At 39.0% G+C, this 15,075-nt stretch carries 24 protein-coding genes, 1 tRNA gene, 2 rRNA genes and 1 pseudogene (1 of these 28 cut by a window edge); all 28 read right to left on the reverse strand.

All coding sequences use genetic code 11. The features are described from left to right. Positions 1-341: ribosomal RNA gene (locus STRUR_RS10630) — 23S ribosomal RNA — on the reverse strand; it reaches 2,563 nt to the left of the window's first position. A gap of 153 nt (positions 342-494) precedes the next feature. Beyond that, a tRNA-Ala gene (locus tag STRUR_RS10635) sits at positions 495-567 on the reverse strand. A 52-nt stretch (positions 568-619) separates the two neighbouring features. Further along, positions 620-2,168, reverse strand: a 16S ribosomal RNA gene (locus STRUR_RS10640). The 16S and 23S rRNA genes sit together here with 1 tRNA gene alongside, the layout of an rRNA operon. A gap of 489 nt (positions 2,169-2,657) precedes the next feature. Then, the gene (gene rplQ / locus STRUR_RS10645; RefSeq protein ID WP_006739877.1) at positions 2,658-3,044 is read right to left on the reverse strand and encodes a 50S ribosomal protein L17; all 387 of its coding nucleotides are present in this window, start codon (positions 3,042-3,044) and stop codon (positions 2,658-2,660) included. 14 nt (positions 3,045-3,058) lie between these two features. After that, positions 3,059-3,997: a DNA-directed RNA polymerase subunit alpha gene (locus tag STRUR_RS10650; RefSeq protein ID WP_006740189.1), complete on the reverse strand. Its 939-nt coding sequence runs from the start codon at positions 3,995-3,997 to the stop codon at positions 3,059-3,061. Between the two features lie 44 nt (positions 3,998-4,041). Then, positions 4,042-4,425 (reverse strand): 30S ribosomal protein S11, encoded by a 384-nt coding sequence (rpsK, locus tag STRUR_RS10655; protein ID WP_001118387.1) that lies wholly within the window; start codon positions 4,423-4,425, stop codon positions 4,042-4,044. Beyond that, positions 4,418-4,815 (reverse strand): annotated as a pseudogene (rpsM, locus tag STRUR_RS10660) (30S ribosomal protein S13). Before rpsM ends, rpsK begins: the two are co-directional and overlap by 8 nt. A gap of 19 nt (positions 4,816-4,834) precedes the next feature. Further along, positions 4,835-4,951 carry a 50S ribosomal protein L36 gene (rpmJ, locus tag STRUR_RS11415; RefSeq protein WP_000868345.1) on the reverse strand — a complete coding sequence of 39 codons (117 nt, stop codon included), beginning with the start codon at positions 4,949-4,951 and terminating at the stop codon, positions 4,835-4,837. A gap of 25 nt (positions 4,952-4,976) precedes the next feature. Further along, positions 4,977-5,195, reverse strand: a complete 219-nt coding sequence (gene infA, locus STRUR_RS10665) for a translation initiation factor IF-1 (protein ID WP_001040189.1) — start codon at positions 5,193-5,195, stop codon at positions 4,977-4,979. A gap of 115 nt (positions 5,196-5,310) precedes the next feature. Next, a complete protein-coding gene (locus STRUR_RS10670) occupies positions 5,311-5,952 on the reverse strand; it encodes an adenylate kinase (protein WP_006739631.1) in 642 nt (213 codons plus the stop codon). A gap of 150 nt (positions 5,953-6,102) precedes the next feature. Beyond that, entirely contained in the window at positions 6,103-7,407 is a 1,305-nt protein-coding gene (gene secY, locus STRUR_RS10675; RefSeq protein WP_006740302.1) for a preprotein translocase subunit SecY, read from the reverse strand. Between the two features lie 16 nt (positions 7,408-7,423). Then, the gene (gene rplO, locus STRUR_RS10680; protein ID WP_006739622.1) at positions 7,424-7,864 is read right to left on the reverse strand and encodes a 50S ribosomal protein L15; all 441 of its coding nucleotides are present in this window, start codon (positions 7,862-7,864) and stop codon (positions 7,424-7,426) included. A gap of 133 nt (positions 7,865-7,997) precedes the next feature. Further along, on the reverse strand, positions 7,998-8,180 hold the full coding sequence (gene rpmD / locus STRUR_RS10685; RefSeq protein WP_006740198.1) for a 50S ribosomal protein L30: 183 nt from the start codon (positions 8,178-8,180) through the stop codon (positions 7,998-8,000). A gap of 14 nt (positions 8,181-8,194) precedes the next feature. Continuing rightward, a complete protein-coding gene (rpsE, locus tag STRUR_RS10690) occupies positions 8,195-8,689 on the reverse strand; it encodes a 30S ribosomal protein S5 (RefSeq protein ID WP_006738414.1) in 495 nt (164 codons plus the stop codon). A gap of 18 nt (positions 8,690-8,707) precedes the next feature. Then, complete coding sequence (rplR, locus tag STRUR_RS10695; protein ID WP_006738988.1) at positions 8,708-9,064, reverse strand: 50S ribosomal protein L18; 357 nt, start codon at positions 9,062-9,064, stop codon at positions 8,708-8,710. A gap of 92 nt (positions 9,065-9,156) precedes the next feature. Then, positions 9,157-9,693 (reverse strand): 50S ribosomal protein L6, encoded by a 537-nt coding sequence (rplF, locus tag STRUR_RS10700; RefSeq protein WP_006739270.1) that lies wholly within the window; start codon positions 9,691-9,693, stop codon positions 9,157-9,159. A 115-nt stretch (positions 9,694-9,808) separates the two neighbouring features. Continuing rightward, entirely contained in the window at positions 9,809-10,207 is a 399-nt protein-coding gene (rpsH, locus tag STRUR_RS10705; RefSeq protein ID WP_006740330.1) for a 30S ribosomal protein S8, read from the reverse strand. A gap of 85 nt (positions 10,208-10,292) precedes the next feature. Continuing rightward, a complete protein-coding gene (gene rpsN / locus STRUR_RS10710; protein ID WP_006738440.1) occupies positions 10,293-10,562 on the reverse strand; it encodes a 30S ribosomal protein S14 in 270 nt (89 codons plus the stop codon). A 15-nt stretch (positions 10,563-10,577) separates the two neighbouring features. Further along, on the reverse strand, positions 10,578-11,120 hold the full coding sequence (gene rplE / locus STRUR_RS10715; protein WP_006738786.1) for a 50S ribosomal protein L5: 543 nt from the start codon (positions 11,118-11,120) through the stop codon (positions 10,578-10,580). Positions 11,121-11,143: 23 nt separating this feature from the next. Further along, positions 11,144-11,449, reverse strand: coding sequence for a 50S ribosomal protein L24 (gene rplX, locus STRUR_RS10720; RefSeq protein WP_006739645.1), 306 nt, complete (start codon positions 11,447-11,449; stop codon positions 11,144-11,146). Positions 11,450-11,528: 79 nt separating this feature from the next. After that, positions 11,529-11,897 carry a 50S ribosomal protein L14 gene (gene rplN / locus STRUR_RS10725; protein ID WP_006740246.1) on the reverse strand — a complete coding sequence of 123 codons (369 nt, stop codon included), beginning with the start codon at positions 11,895-11,897 and terminating at the stop codon, positions 11,529-11,531. A gap of 24 nt (positions 11,898-11,921) precedes the next feature. Continuing rightward, positions 11,922-12,182 carry a 30S ribosomal protein S17 gene (gene rpsQ / locus STRUR_RS10730; RefSeq protein ID WP_006738952.1) on the reverse strand — a complete coding sequence of 87 codons (261 nt, stop codon included), beginning with the start codon at positions 12,180-12,182 and terminating at the stop codon, positions 11,922-11,924. A gap of 27 nt (positions 12,183-12,209) precedes the next feature. Continuing rightward, positions 12,210-12,416, reverse strand: coding sequence for a 50S ribosomal protein L29 (gene rpmC, locus STRUR_RS10735; protein ID WP_006739716.1), 207 nt, complete (start codon positions 12,414-12,416; stop codon positions 12,210-12,212). A 9-nt stretch (positions 12,417-12,425) separates the two neighbouring features. Then, positions 12,426-12,839: a 50S ribosomal protein L16 gene (gene rplP, locus STRUR_RS10740; RefSeq protein ID WP_006740412.1), complete on the reverse strand. Its 414-nt coding sequence runs from the start codon at positions 12,837-12,839 to the stop codon at positions 12,426-12,428. Positions 12,840-12,842: 3 nt separating this feature from the next. Further along, complete coding sequence (gene rpsC, locus STRUR_RS10745) at positions 12,843-13,496, reverse strand: 30S ribosomal protein S3 (protein WP_006738502.1); 654 nt, start codon at positions 13,494-13,496, stop codon at positions 12,843-12,845. A 12-nt stretch (positions 13,497-13,508) separates the two neighbouring features. Further along, positions 13,509-13,853 carry a 50S ribosomal protein L22 gene (gene rplV, locus STRUR_RS10750; protein ID WP_002986651.1) on the reverse strand — a complete coding sequence of 115 codons (345 nt, stop codon included), beginning with the start codon at positions 13,851-13,853 and terminating at the stop codon, positions 13,509-13,511. Positions 13,854-13,868: 15 nt separating this feature from the next. Beyond that, positions 13,869-14,147, reverse strand: coding sequence for a 30S ribosomal protein S19 (gene rpsS, locus STRUR_RS10755; RefSeq protein WP_006740384.1), 279 nt, complete (start codon positions 14,145-14,147; stop codon positions 13,869-13,871). An 81-nt stretch (positions 14,148-14,228) separates the two neighbouring features. After that, complete coding sequence (gene rplB / locus STRUR_RS10760; RefSeq protein WP_006740413.1) at positions 14,229-15,062, reverse strand: 50S ribosomal protein L2; 834 nt, start codon at positions 15,060-15,062, stop codon at positions 14,229-14,231. Between the last annotated feature and the right edge of the window lie 13 nt (positions 15,063-15,075).

Genomic DNA, 15,075 nt, shown 5'->3' on the forward strand with positions numbered 1-15,075 from the left:
CTTCCCAGGTAATTCTTCTATAATCATTAATCCTATATCGCAGTCCTACAACCCCGAGGAGTAAACTCCTCGGTTTGCCCTCCTGCCGTTTCGCTCGCCGCTACTCAGGCAATCGCGTTTGCTTTCTCTTCCTGCAGCTACTTAGATGTTTCAGTTCACTGCGTCTTCCTTCTCATAACCTTAACAGTTATGGATGACAACCATTAGTTGCCGGGTTCCCCCATTCGGACATCTCTGGATCAGCGCTTACTTACAGCTCCCCAAAGCATTTCGTCGTTAGTCACGTCCTTCTTCGGCTTCTAGTGCCAAGGCATCCACCGTGCGCCCTTATTAACTTAACCTTATTAACCTAGTTTCTTTAAACTAGAAAACTCATTAATTCACAGCGTTTTCGGTTTATTTTCTTGTTACTTTTCTACAATCTTTTTCAAGATCGTGGAATTTGATATAGATATTCAATTGTCAATGGACTATCCTAGAGTATCGCTACTCTATGGAGCCTAGCGGGATCGAACCGCTGACCTCCTGCGTGCAAAGCAGGCGCTCTCCCAGCTGAGCTAAGGCCCCCACAAGACCTCTCAAAACTAAATAAGACGACCAATCGTTTCCATTTCCTTAGAAAGGAGGTGATCCAGCCGCACCTTCCGATACGGCTACCTTGTTACGACTTCACCCCAATCATCTATCCCACCTTAGGCGGCTGGCTCCTAAAAGGTTACCTCACCGACTTCGGGTGTTACAAACTCTCGTGGTGTGACGGGCGGTGTGTACAAGGCCCGGGAACGTATTCACCGCGGCGTGCTGATCCGCGATTACTAGCGATTCCGACTTCATGTAGGCGAGTTGCAGCCTACAATCCGAACTGAGATTGGCTTTAAGAGATTAGCTTGTCGTCACCGACTTGCGACTCGTTGTACCAACCATTGTAGCACGTGTGTAGCCCAGGTCATAAGGGGCATGATGATTTGACGTCATCCCCACCTTCCTCCGGTTTATTACCGGCAGTCTTGCTAGAGTGCCCAACTGAATGATGGCAACTAACAATAGGGGTTGCGCTCGTTGCGGGACTTAACCCAACATCTCACGACACGAGCTGACGACAACCATGCACCACCTGTCTCCGATGTACCGAAGTAAAACTCTATCTCTAGAGCGGGCATCGGGATGTCAAGACCTGGTAAGGTTCTTCGCGTTGCTTCGAATTAAACCACATGCTCCACCGCTTGTGCGGGCCCCCGTCAATTCCTTTGAGTTTCAACCTTGCGGTCGTACTCCCCAGGCGGAGTGCTTAATGCGTTAGCTGCGGCACTAAGCCCCGGAAAGGGCCTAACACCTAGCACTCATCGTTTACGGCGTGGACTACCAGGGTATCTAATCCTGTTTGCTCCCCACGCTTTCGAGCCTCAGCGTCAGTTACAGACCAGAGAGCCGCTTTCGCCACCGGTGTTCCTCCATATATCTACGCATTTCACCGCTACACATGGAATTCCACTCTCCCCTTCTGCACTCAAGTTCTACAGTTTCCAAAGCGAACAATGGTTGAGCCACTGCCTTTAACTTCAGACTTATAGAACCGCCTGCGCTCGCTTTACGCCCAATAAATCCGGACAACGCTCGGGACCTACGTATTACCGCGGCTGCTGGCACGTAGTTAGCCGTCCCTTTCTGGTTAGTTACCGTCACGAAGTAGACTTTCCACTCCTACTTCCATTCTTCTCTAACAACAGAGCTTTACGATCCGAAAACCTTCTTCACTCACGCGGCGTTGCTCGGTCAGGGTTGCCCCCATTGCCGAAGATTCCCTACTGCTGCCTCCCGTAGGAGTCTGGGCCGTGTCTCAGTCCCAGTGTGGCCGATCACCCTCTCAGGTCGGCTATGTATCGTCGCCTTGGTGAGCCGTTACCTCACCAACTAGCTAATACAACGCAGGTCCATCTCATAGTGAAGCAGTTGCTCCTTTTAAGTTCCTAACATGTGTTAAAAACTCTCATGCGGTATTAGCTATCGTTTCCAATAGTTATCCCCCGCTATGAGGCAGGTTACCTACGCGTTACTCACCCGTTCGCAACTCCTTGGTCTTGTGCAAGCACATGACCTCAGCGTTCTACTTGCATGTATTAGGCACGCCGCCAGCGTTCGTCCTGAGCCAGGATCAAACTCTCATTAAAAGTTTGAGTATTCCTACTCTTTTCTTTCTGTCGCTGACAGATTTATTTCGTCTTTGACGGGTAATATGTCTCCATATCACCCTCACGTTTGGTTCGTCTTATTCAGTTCTCAAAGGTCTTTCGCCTCTTTCGAGACAACTATTTTATTCTATCAAATCATCACAAGCTTGTCAAGAACTTTCTTTACCTTTTCTTAACTGTCACTCGCCCGCTTCAACAGCCTATTTAGTATACTAAATCTACTTTACCATTGTCAAGGGATTTTTAACATTTTTTCAATTTTTTTATTATAAAAAAGAATTAGTTGACCAAAAACGCCTGCTTACGAAATGATGTTATATAATAATGTCATTTCGTAAACAAGCGTTAGTCATTTTTACACATGATGAGTGTTCCCGCTAGAGAAAATTCTCTAGCGGTAGACCAGAGCTAGACTAAGACTAATTTACATTAATCCACCATCATAACACTCAACAAAATTGATAAAAATTAAACTAATTCAATAATTGCCATTGGAGCTGAATCTCCACGGCGTGGTTCTGTTTTAAGAATACGAGTGTATCCACCATTACGTTCAGCATAGCGAGGTGCAATTTCTGAGAAAAGTTTTTGAAGTGCAGATGTAGAAGTGTATTTATCTGTAGCTTCATCATAGTTTTCATATGCAATTTCGTTACGTACATAAGCAGCTGCTTGACGACGAGCATGCAAATCACCGCGTTTACCTAAAGTAATCATTTTTTCAACTGTTTTACGGATTTCTTTAGCACGTGCTTCAGTTGTTACAATACTTTCGTTAATAAGAAGATCTGTAGTCAAATCACGAAGCATTGCTTTACGTTGTGAGCTAGTACGCCCTAATTTACGGTAAGCCATTCTATCCTCCTCTATTATTTATCGTTTTTTAAACCAAGTCCTAAGTCAGCAAGCTTTACCTTAACTTCTTCTAGACTCTTACGTCCTAAGTTACGGACTTTCATCATTTCAGGCTCAGATTTTTCTGTTAAATCAAATACAGTATTAATTCCTGCACGTTTTAAGCAGTTATATGAGCGAACAGAAAGGTCTAATTCCTCAATAGTACGATCAAGTACTTTTTCATCGTTAACTTTTTCAGTTTCTTTCATAACTTCAGTTGCTTTTGCTACTTCTGTTAAGTCAGTGAATAAGTTAAGATGTTCAATCAATACTCTAGCAGATAATCCTAAAGCATCTTCTGGAATTATAGTTCCATTTGTCATGATTTCAATTGTTAATTTATCAAATCCATCATTACTACCAACACGAGCTGGTTCGACTTGATAATTAACTTTTTTAACTGGTGTGTAAATAGAATCTACAGCCAGTGTTCCCACAGGTGCATCATCTTTTTTATTACCTTCTGCGGGCACATATCCACGGTCTTTGGCAACAGTCATCGTTGCTTTTAGAGAGTGTCCCTCAGCAATTGTAAATAGATAATGATCTGGATTAACAATTTCGATATCGCTATCCGTTAAAATATCTCCAGCTGTAATCTCAGCAGGACCTTCAACATCAAGTTCGACAACTTTTTCGTCATCTACGTAAGATTTTACAGCAAGCCCTTTAACATTAAGGATAATTTGCATAACATCTTCACGTACACCTGGGATAGTATCAAATTCGTGTAGTACTCCATCAATTTTAATTGATGTTACTGCTGCACCTGGAAGTGAAGACAAGAGCACGCGACGAAGAGAATTACCAAGAGTTGTACCATAACCACGTTCTAGTGGTTCAATTACAAATCTACCGTAATCTTTATTTTCATCAATTTTTGTTATTATTGGTTTTTCAAACTCAATCATTTTTTCACCCCTCGAAACGAATCTTGTGTACTATTGTTATTCGATTATACACGACGACGTTTTGGAGGACGAGCACCATTATGTGGCACTGGAGTCACATCACGAATCGCAGTTACTTCTAGACCTGCAGCAGCAAGTGCACGAATTGCAGATTCACGTCCTGAACCAGGACCTTTGACAGTTACTTCAACAGTTTTAAGACCGTGTTCTTGTGCAGATTTTGCAGCAGCTTCAGCAGCCATTTGTGCAGCAAATGGTGTAGACTTACGTGAACCTTTGAAACCAAGGGCACCAGCTGAAGACCATGCAAGAGCATTACCATGCACATCTGTAATCATAACAATAGTGTTATTAAATGTTGCGTGAATATGAGCGACACCAGATTCGATGTTCTTTTTCACACGACGTTTACGTGTTGGTTTAGCCAATTTCTTTACCTCCTATTTTATTTTTTATTTTTTCTTACCTGCAATCGCAACTGCTTTACCTTTGCGAGTACGGGCGTTATTTTTAGTGTTTTGTCCACGGACAGGAAGTCCACGACGGTGACGGATACCACGGTATGATCCGATTTCCATCAAACGTTTGATGTTTAAGTTTACTTCACGACGAAGATCACCTTCAACTTTAATTGCATCAACTTCACGACGAATTGCATCTTCTTGATCCATAGTTAAGTCTTTAACACGGATATCTTCAGATACACCAGCAGCTTCAAGAATTTTCTTAGATGTTGCAAGTCCGATACCATATACGTATGTTAGTGAAACAACTACACGTTTGTCGTTTGGAATATCAACTCCAGCAATACGAGCCATTTTTTCTCCTTTCTAACTATTATCCTTGACGTTGTTTGTGTTTTGGATTTGTTGGACAAATAACCATAACACGACCGTTACGACGAATTACTTTACAGTATTCGCAAATTGGTTTAACCGATGGTCTTACCTTCATTTTTTAATCCCTCCAATTATTTCGATTATTTAAAGCGGTATGTGATACGTCCGCGAGTTAAATCATATGGACTCATTTCAACAGTAACACGATCACCAACTAAAATACGAATGTAATTTTTGCGGATTTTTCCTGAAACAGTTGCAAGAATTTGGTGCCCATTTTCTAATTCAACCGTAAACATTGCATTAGGCATAGTTTCAACAACTTTACCTTCAATTTCAATCACGTCTTCTTTTGCCACGCAAAAGTACCCCCTAAATTTCGATTTGATGTCCTCTGAATACAGAGGTAACAATTATAAGTCAGACTAGTCTAGTATATCATTACTTAAAATATTTGACAAGTACAATAAACAATTATTTTAATCCAGAAATCACTTTTTTAACATCTTCAAAAACAATGTCAATTTCTTGATTACCATTTACATTATTTACTAAACCTTTTTCACTATAATGGTCTAAAATTGGTTGACCTTGTGCAATGTTTACATCAAGGCGACGTTTTACAGTTTCAGGTTTATCATCTTCTCTTTGGTAGAAATCATTTTCGTCGTAATCACCAACTGGTGGATTGAAAACTTTATGGAATGTTTCACCTGTTTTACGGTTGATGATACGACCACTTAAACGTTCAACTAAAGAAGATGGATCGACATCAATATTTACCACACCATCTAAGGTTAAATTTAGCTCTTTTAATGTTTCATCAAGTGCATACGCTTGTTCAATTGTACGTGGATAACCATCCAATAGAAAGCCTTTTTCAGCTATGTCTTGTTTGGCTAAACGTTCTTTAACAATTCCATTCGTCACTTCATCAGGAACTAACTCACCTTTATCAATATATGATTTTGCAAGTTTTCCCATGTCAGTTTGATTAGACATTGCTTCTCTAAACATATCTCCTGTTGAAATATGAGCAACACCAAATTCTTCAACAATTTTAGCGGCTTGAGTCCCTTTACCAGCACCTGGAAGACCCATAATTAAAAGATTCATTATTAACTCCTTTTATAATGACATTAGCTCTATAATTGAGATTATTTTATTCTCAAATAAATCTGTCATTTTTGACAAATTTATTTAAAAACAAAATAGAAGAACAGAGCCTAGATGTCTCTGATCCTCAAATTTGTTTTTTCTACAATCTTATTTTGTAGTGTTCATAAATCCAACATATTGCCTCTTCAATAAGTAACCCTCAAGTTGTTTCATTCCTTCGATACCAGTTGATATTAAGATCAATAAGCTTGTACCACCTAGTGCAATACTAGAAGAAAGATTCAAAGCTTGTTGAGCTACGATTGGTGTCAAAGAAATAAAGGCAAGAAAAACAGAACCTACAGTTGCTAATTTCTTCAATAATGAAGACATATACTGTTCAGTTTCTCGTCCGGGTCTAACACTTGGAATATAAGACGAGTTTTTCTGTAGATTTTCAGCTGTTTTTTCAGGATTAACTTGCACAAACGTATAAAAGAATGAGAATAAAATGATTAATATAGCATAAAATACCATTCCTGTTGGCGTTTGATAATTTAATAGAGATTGCAAAGTTGTTAACCAAGGAATATTCTTTCCATTCTGCAAGAAAGGTAATAGAGTACTTGGAATTGTTGTTATCGAGCTAGCAAAGATAACGGGAATAACGCCAGCTGGATTTACCTTTAATGGAAGGTAAGAACTTGTTGGAGCACCTTGCATTAATTTTGTATATTGAATTGGAATTTTATATTCTGCTTGTTGAACAAATGTTGTAAAGAAAACAATTGCAAGAACAGCGATAATTAGCAAACCTACCACAATATAAGAGTGATTGATGTCTGAAGACTTAATATTAACAAAATAATCTTCTCTAACCGTCGCAATAGCATTTGGTATTGATGAAATGATACCTGCGAAGATAATCATTGAAACACCATTACCAAATCCTTTATCTGTAATTTGTTCTCCTAACCAAGTTACAATAACACTTCCAGTTGTTAATAAAGTACCTATTAATATATAGGTTTTAACATTAGGACTTGAAACTAGGCCTACATTTGATAAGGTATTAAAGGCTGCCGTAATACCAATTGATTGGATAAACGCAAGAACTAAAGAAATGTACCTAGTTGCTTGATTTAATTTACGACGGCCGACTTCACCTTGTTTACCCCATTCAACAAATTTAGGTAAGATATCCATTTGTAACAACTGCACAATAATTGAAGCTGTAATGTATGGACTAACACCCATTGAGAAAACCGAAAAGTTTCTCATGGCATTACCACTTACCAAATTTAACATGTTAAGAAAAGGGAGATCACTTAATTGTTCAAGACTTTTAGCATTAATTCCTGGAACAGTGATGTGTGTACCGATACGAAAGACCAGAATAATGAATAAGGTATAGAAAATTTTATGCCTTACATTTTTGATCTTTAATGCATCTTTTAATATCTTAAAGAACATAATGAGTTACCCCTCATTAGATGACTTCAACAGAACCACCTTTGGCAGTAATTGCTTCTTCAGCAGATTTTGAGAATTTAGCTGCTTTAACAGTCAATTTTTTAGTTAACTCACCATTAGCAAGGATTTTAACACCTGATTTTTCACCATTGATGATACCAGCATTTTTTAATACTGATGGTGATACTTCAGTACCGTCTTCAAAGACGTTTAATTGGTCTAAATTAACAAGTGCGTATTCTTTAGAATTGATGTTTGAGAATCCACGTTTTGGCATGCGACGGAACAATGGTGTTTGTCCACCTTCAAAACCTAAACGAACTCCTCCACCGCTACGTGCTTTTTGTCCTTTTTGACCACGTCCAGAAGTTTTACCATTACCTGATGATGTTCCACGTCCAACACGGTTACGTACTTTACGTGAACCTTCAGCAGCTTTTAATTCATGAAGTTTCATTATTTTATTTCTCCTTATTTGTAAAATGCTAGCGCCTCAATAGAGGGAAAGGACTCTCTATAGAAACTCGCCTATACTATTTTTATTTAATCGACTTTAAGTCGCAAAGAAATCCTTGCGACTTAAGAATCAATTATTTAACATCTTCAACAGTAACTAAGTGTGAAACTGATGTAATCATTCCACGAATAGCTTTGTTATCTTCTTTGATAACAGAACTGTTTAACTTACCAAGTCCAAGAGCAACAACTGTTTTACGTTGAGCTGGAATACGTCCGATTGGAGACTTAGTCAAAGTAATTTTAATTTGAGCCATGATAATCTCCTTTCTTAAGCTAAATCAGAAACTGAAACCCCACGTAGGGCAGCAACTTCATCAGCACGTTTCAATTGTTTCAGACCTTCAACAGTTGCACGAACAATGTTGATTGGTGTATTTGAACCTAGTGATTTTGAAGTAATATCAGCAACACCAGCTAATTCAATGACGGCACGAACAGCTCCACCAGCTGATACCCCAGAACCTTCAACGGCAGGTTTCAACAATACTTTAGCTCCACCAAAGTTTGAAAATACTTCATGTGGAATTGTAGTCCCAACCATTGGTACTTCAATCATGTCCTTTTTAGCAGCTTCAACTGCTTTACGAATAGCTTCTGGTACTTCTTGAGCTTTACCAGTTCCGAATCCAACGTGACCATTTCCATCACCAACAACTACTAAAGCAGCAAAACGTAGACGACGTCCACCTTTAACAACTTTAGTAACACGGTTGATAGCAACTACACGTTCTTCGAGTTCAACTGCATTATCTTTAAATGCCATTATTTTGTGTCCTCCCTATTAGAATTTCAATCCGTTTTCACGAGCTGCATCAGCCAAAGCTTTTACACGGCCGTGATATAGATATCCACCGCGGTCAAACACCACTTCAGAAATACCTTTAGCTACTGCGCGTTCAGCAACAAGTTTGCCGACAACAACGGCTTGTTCTGTTTTAGTTCCTTTAGAAACTTCTTTATCAAGAGTTGATGCACTTGCGAGCGTTACACCCGCTACGTCATCAATAACTTGAGCGTAGATGCCTGTATTAGAACGGAAAATGTTCAAACGTGGGCGTTCTGCAGTTCCAGAGAGTTTTCCGCGAACACGACGATGGCGTTTTTGGCGGATTTTGTTTTTATCTGGTTTCGAAATCACAATTTTCACCTCTTAATTTATTAATTGTATTATACTTTCGTATAACATGATCTATCGTTATGCACACTATAAAAGTATTACAAACAATAGTATTATTTACCTGTTTTACCTTCTTTACGGCGAACAAATTCACCAACGTAGCGAATACCTTTACCTTTATATGGTTCTGGTGAACGTAAGCTACGGATATAAGCAGCAGTTTGGCCAACCACTTCTTTGTTAATACCTTCAACTGTAATTGAAGTTGGGTTAGCAACAGTGAATGCAATTCCTTCTGGTGCTTCTACTTCATCTTGGTGTGATTTACCGACTGAAAGTACAAGTTTTGAACCTTGAAGTTGAGCACGGTAACCAACACCACGCATTTCAAGTTCTTTTTTAAATCCTTCAGAAACACCTACAACCATGTTATTCAAGTTAGCACGAGTAGTTCCGTGGATTGTTTTCATTTCTTTTGAGTCATTTGGACGAGCAACAGTAACTTCAGTTCCATCAACAGAAATTGACATATTTTTGTTGAATTCACGAGTTAATTCACCTTTAGGTCCTTTGACTGTAACAACGTTACCATTTTGGCTAATTTCTACACCAGCAGGTAAAGTAATTACTTTATTACCAATACGTGACATTATAATTCTCCTGTTAAATTGTCAAGCTGCTTAAACAGCTAGTTTTCACGGGGTGGCTAATTCTAGCCTTTTAGTGGATTGATGATTTTATGATGCTTATAAAAGCAACATAAAATTACCAAACATACGCGATAACTTCACCACCAACGCTCTTTTGACGAGCTTCTTTATCTGTCAAAAGACCTTCTGATGTTGAAATAATTGCAACTCCTAAACCATTAAGCACTTTAGGAATGTCATCACGTTTAGAGTAAACACGTAATCCTGGTTTAGAAATACGTTTTAAATTTGTGATAACACGTTCACCGTTTTGTCCATATTTTAAGAAAACACGGATAATGCCTTGTTTATCATCTTCGATAACTTCAACATTTTTCACAAAACCTTCACGTTTAAGGATGTCAGCAATCCCTTTTTTAATATTTGATGCAGGAACTTCAAGTACTTCATGTTTTGCTTGGTTAGCATTACGAATACGTGTTAGAAAGTCTGCAATTGGGTCAGTCATAACCATTTTTTATTTTCTCCTCTTATTAGCAGTTTGAACAATATCACTTGCTAATTAATGAGTCCTTACGGACATTAAAACTATGTTTATATTACCAAGATGCTTTAGTAACACCTGGAATTTGACCTTTATGAGCTAATTCACGGAATGTGATACGGCTCAAGCCAAATTTGCCCATATAGGCATGTGGACGTCCAGTTACACGACAACGATTATGTAGACGTGTAGGTGAAGCATTACGAGGTAATTTAGCTAAACCTTCATAATCTCCAGCAGCTTTTAAAGCAGCACGTTTTTCTGCATAACGATCAACAACTTGTTGGCGTTTAGCTTCACGAGCGACCATTGATTTCTTTGCCATTAGTTTACCTCCTAATTATTTTGCGAAAGGCATTCCAAGCCCTTTTAACAACTCACGAGATTCTTCATCAGTGTTTGCAGTTGTTACGATAACGATATCAAGTCCGCGAGTTTTTTCAACATCATCGAAGTTGATTTCTGGGAAAATTAATTGTTCTTTCACACCAAGTGTGTAGTTACCACGTCCATCAAAAGATTTTGTTGGAACACCATGGAAGTCACGAACACGTGGAAGTGAAACATTCACTAATTTATCTAGGAATTCATACATACGTTCGCCACGAAGAGTTACTTTCGCACCGATCGCTACACCTTCACGAAGACGGAAGCCGGCGATTGATTTTTTAGCTTTAGTAATAAGTGGTTTTTGACCTGAAATCAAAGCTAACTCTGCAGCAGCTTTTTCAAGGTTTTTAGTATTTGAAACTGCGTCCCCAACACCCATATTAAGAACAATTTTGTCAACTTTAGGCACAGCCATAACTGATGTGTAGTTGAATTGTTCTGTCAAGGCAGGAACAACTTCTTTGTTATATTTTTCTTTTAAGCGATTTGCCATTATACTTCTCCTTTCCTTCGTGATTAATCAAGAACTTCGCCTGATTTTTTGTTGTAACGTACTTTTTTGCCATCTACAACTTTATAACCAACACGACCTGCTACTCCATTTTTATCTAACACTTGAACGTTAGACACATGGATTGGTGCTTCTTTTTCAACGATTGCACCTTGAGGGTTTTCTGTGTTAGGTTTTTGGTGTTTTTTAATCATTCCAACACCTTCAACAACAACTTTGTTTACTTTTGGAAGTGCTTTAAGAACAACAGCTTCTACACCTTTGTCCTTACCAGCAATAACGCGAACTTTGTCGCCTTTTTTTACAAACATTTGGTTTTTTCTCCTAATTAATTTCTTACGCCCGAGGGGCACCCTAGATAAAGGAATCTAGGGGACTAGTTTGCTTAAATTATAGTACTTCTGGTGCCAATGAAACAATCTTCATATATCCACCTTCACGTAATTCACGTGCTACTGGACCGAAGATACGAGTTCCGCGAGGCGTTTTATCGTCACGAATGATTACAGCGGCATTTTCGTCAAATTTGATGTAAGAACCGTCAGGACGACGTGCACCAGTTTTTGTACGAACGATAACAGCTTTAACCACGTCACCTTTTTTAACTGCTCCACCAGGAGTAGCTTGTTTTACAGAAGCAACGATTACGTCACCGATGTTAGCGAATTTACGTCCTGAACCACCAAGAACTTTGATAGTCAAGATCTCACGAGCACCGCTATTATCAGCAACTTTCAAGCGAGTTTCTTGTTGAATCATTTCAATTTTCTCCTTTTAGTTTGATTAGATAATAACAGCTTCTTCCACAACTGCTACCAAACGGAAACGTTTAGTTGCTGAAAGTGGACGAGTTTCCATGATACGAACGATATCGCCTTCTTTAGCTACGTTGTTTTCATCATGTGCTTTGTATTTTTTAGAATAGTTGATACGTTTACCATAGACTGGGTGGTTACGTTTAGTTTCAACTACAACTGTGATAGTTTTATCCATTTTGTCAGATACTACGCGTCCAACAAGGCTTTTACGTTGATTACGTTCCATAATAAGAATTTCTCCTTTCCCAATCTATTATTTAGCTTCAGATTGCACAGTTTTAATACGTGCAATTTGTTTTTTAACTTCGTTCAAACGAGCAGTTTGATCAAGTTGACCTGCAGCAGCTTGGAAACGAAGATCAAAAAGTTCTTTTTTGAGTTCGTTTTCTTTTTTAGCAAGTTCTTCTTGAGACAATCCACGAAGCTCTTTAACAAAATCTTGAATTTCTTTAAGTTTCATGTCTTCTCCTTATTCTGCTTCACGTTTTACGAATTTAGTTTTAACTGGTAATTTGTGGCTAGCAAGACGAAGCGCTTCACGAGCTGTTTCTTCAGAAACACCTGCGATTTCGAACATGATTTTACCACGTTTAACTGGTGCTACCCAACCTTCAGGAGCACCTTTACCAGAACCCATACGAACCCCGATAGCTTTAGCAGTATATGATTTGTGAGGGAAAATTTTAATCCAAACTTTACCACCACGTTTCATATAACGAGTCATAGCAATACGAGCAGCTTCGATTTGACGGTTTGTAATCCATGAGCTAGTTGTAGCTTGAAGACCATATTCACCAAATGATACTTCTTTTCCGCCTTTAGCTTCACCGCGCATTTTTCCACGGAATTCACGACGGTGTTTAACACGTTTAGGTACTAACATTTGTTATTTGCCTCCTTTAGTGTTTTTACGAGCTGGAAGAACTTCTCCACGGTAAATCCAAACTTTAACGCCAAGTTTACCATAAGTAGTATCTGCTTCTTCCCAAGCGTAATCGATATCCGCACGTAATGTATGAAGTGGAACTGTTCCTTCTGAATATCCTTCAGAACGAGCAATATCAGCACCATTCAAACGACCAGAAACTTGAGTTTTAATACCTTTTGCTCCTGCACGCATAGTACGTTGGATTGCTTGTTTTTGAGCACGACGGAAAGCAACACGTTGCTCTAATTGACGAGCAATATTTTGACCAACAAGATGAGCATCAAGATCTGGTGATTTAATTTCAATAATGTTGATATGTACTTGTTTTCCAGTTAATTTGTTGAGTTTTGCACGTAGTGCATCAACATTTGCTCCACCTTTACCAATAACCATACCAGGTTTAGCAGTATGTAATGAAACAATAACTTTATTTACAGCGCGTTCAATTTCAATTTGTGAAACAGATGCATCTGCTAACTCTTTATTAATGAATTTACGGATTGAAAGATCTTCATGAAGGTAATCCGCGTATTCTTTATCAGCATACCATTTCGCATCCCAATCACGGATGATTCCGACACGCATACCAATTGGATGTACTTTTTGACCCACGATTTTACCTCCTTATTTTTCTGATACAACTACAGTTACGTGAGTTGTACGTTTGTTGATTGGTGAAGCTGAACCTTTCGCACGTGGACGGAAACGTTTCATTGTTGGTCCTTCGTTTGCAAATGTTTCAGATACTACCAAATTAGCTTTTTCCAATCCAAAGTTGTTTTCAGCATTTGCGATTGCAGAATTGAGAGTTTTTTCAATAACTCTAGCAGCTTTGTTTGGAGTGAATTTTAAGATTGCGATTGCATCAGCAACTTTCTTACCACGGATAAGATCTAATACAAGACGTGTTTTACGAGGTGAAACACGCACTGTACGAGCCATTGCTTTAGCTGAAGTAATTTCTGCCATTGTGTCCTCCTCCTATTAACGGCGTGTTCTCTTATCGTCTGCAGCGTGACCTTTGTAAGTACGAGTTGGTGCAAATTCACCAAGTTTGTGACCTACCATGTCTTCTTGAATGTAAACTGGTACATGTTTACGTCCATCATAAACTGCGATTGTATAACCGATGAAACTTGGGAAAATCGTTGAACGACGTGACCAAGTTTTAATTACTTTTTTCTTTTCGTCATTAGCTTGTGCTTCTACTTTTTTCATTAGATGCGCATCGACGAAAGGTCCTTTTTTAAGACTACGTCCCATTTTGTAGTTTTCTCCTTTAAATAATGTACCACAGCGGCTTGTAAATAAATACTACCGAGTTGGCGGAATTAAGCTAAGTGATTATTTTTCGTTACGACGACGAATAATAAGTTTATCTGATTTAGCTTTTTTGTTACGAGTTTTAAGACCAAGCGCAGGTTTACCCCATGGAGTAGATGGCGCTTTACGTCCAACCGGTGCTTTACCTTCACCACCACCGTGTGGGTGATCGTTAGGGTTCATAACAGAACCACGAACTGTTGGGCGGATACCTTTCCAACGGCTACGGCCAGCTTTACCAATGTTAACTAGTGATTGTTGTTCATTACCAACAGTACCAATTGTAGCACGGCAAGTTCCTAGAATCATACGAACTTCACCAGATTGCAAACGTACAAGTACGTATTTACCTTCTTGTCCAAGTACTTGTGCAGATGCACCAGCAGCGCGAACAAGTTCAGCACCTTTACCTGGTTTTAATTCGATATTATGAATAACAGTACCAACTGGAATATTTGCAAGTGGTAATGCATTACCAACTTTAATATCAGCTTCAGGACCAGATACAATGCGTTGTCCTACTTCAAGACCTTTAGGTGCAATGATGTAAGCTTTAACACCGTCTGTATAATTTACAAGTGCGATATTAGCAGTACGGTTTGGATCATATTCAATTGATTTAACAACAGCTTCAACGTTGTCTTTGTTACGTTTGAAGTCAATTACACGATAATGACGTTTGTGTCCGCCACCTTGATGACGAACAGTAATACGACCATTGTTGTTACGACCAGCTTTGTTTTTTAGTGAAACAAGCAATGATTTCTCAGGTGTGCTTGTTGTGATTTCAGCGAAATCCAAAGAAGTCATATTACGACGGCCATTTGTCGTTGGTTTATAAACTTTAATACCCACGTTATTTCCTCCT

Origin of the sequence: Streptococcus urinalis 2285-97, assembly GCF_000188055.2 — a bacterium.
In the GTDB taxonomy this organism is placed as follows: domain Bacteria; phylum Bacillota; class Bacilli; order Lactobacillales; family Streptococcaceae; genus Streptococcus; species Streptococcus urinalis.

Excerpts from the sequence above, each read along its gene's own strand:
- rplX (WP_006739645.1), bottom strand. The coding sequence starts at position 11,449 with ATGTTTGTAAAAAAAGGCGACAAAGTTCGCGTTATTGCTGGTAAGGAC.
- rpsH (WP_006740330.1), bottom strand. The coding sequence starts at position 10,207 with ATGGTTATGACTGACCCAATTGCAGACTTTCTAACACGTATTCGTAAT.
- rplE (WP_006738786.1), bottom strand. The coding sequence starts at position 11,120 with ATGGCAAATCGCTTAAAAGAAAAATATAACAAAGAAGTTGTTCCTGCC.
- rpsS (WP_006740384.1), bottom strand. The coding sequence starts at position 14,147 with ATGGGACGTAGTCTTAAAAAAGGACCTTTCGTCGATGCGCATCTAATG.
- STRUR_RS10670 (WP_006739631.1), bottom strand. The coding sequence starts at position 5,952 with ATGAATCTTTTAATTATGGGTCTTCCAGGTGCTGGTAAAGGGACTCAA.
- rpmJ (WP_000868345.1), bottom strand. The coding sequence starts at position 4,951 with ATGAAGGTAAGACCATCGGTTAAACCAATTTGCGAATACTGTAAAGTA.
- rpmD (WP_006740198.1), bottom strand. The coding sequence starts at position 8,180 with ATGGCTCAAATTAAAATTACTTTGACTAAGTCTCCAATCGGACGTATT.
- rpsE (WP_006738414.1), bottom strand. The coding sequence starts at position 8,689 with ATGGCATTTAAAGATAATGCAGTTGAACTCGAAGAACGTGTAGTTGCT.
- rplQ (WP_006739877.1), bottom strand. The coding sequence starts at position 3,044 with ATGGCTTACCGTAAATTAGGGCGTACTAGCTCACAACGTAAAGCAATG.
- rpsN (WP_006738440.1), bottom strand. The coding sequence starts at position 10,562 with ATGGCAAAGAAATCAATGGTCGCTCGTGAAGCTAAACGCCAACAAGTT.
- rpmC (WP_006739716.1), bottom strand. The coding sequence starts at position 12,416 with ATGAAACTTAAAGAAATTCAAGATTTTGTTAAAGAGCTTCGTGGATTG.
- rplF (WP_006739270.1), bottom strand. The coding sequence starts at position 9,693 with ATGTCACGTATTGGTAATAAAGTAATTACTTTACCTGCTGGTGTAGAA.
- rplP (WP_006740412.1), bottom strand. The coding sequence starts at position 12,839 with ATGTTAGTACCTAAACGTGTTAAACACCGTCGTGAATTCCGTGGAAAA.
- rplO (WP_006739622.1), bottom strand. The coding sequence starts at position 7,864 with ATGAAACTTCATGAATTAAAAGCTGCTGAAGGTTCACGTAAAGTACGT.
- STRUR_RS10650 (WP_006740189.1), bottom strand. The coding sequence starts at position 3,997 with ATGATTGAGTTTGAAAAACCAATAATAACAAAAATTGATGAAAATAAA.
- rpsQ (WP_006738952.1), bottom strand. The coding sequence starts at position 12,182 with ATGGAACGTAATCAACGTAAAAGCCTTGTTGGACGCGTAGTATCTGAC.
- rplN (WP_006740246.1), bottom strand. The coding sequence starts at position 11,897 with ATGATTCAACAAGAAACTCGCTTGAAAGTTGCTGATAATAGCGGTGCT.
- rplV (WP_002986651.1), bottom strand. The coding sequence starts at position 13,853 with ATGGCAGAAATTACTTCAGCTAAAGCAATGGCTCGTACAGTGCGTGTT.
- secY (WP_006740302.1), bottom strand. The coding sequence starts at position 7,407 with ATGTTCTTTAAGATATTAAAAGATGCATTAAAGATCAAAAATGTAAGG.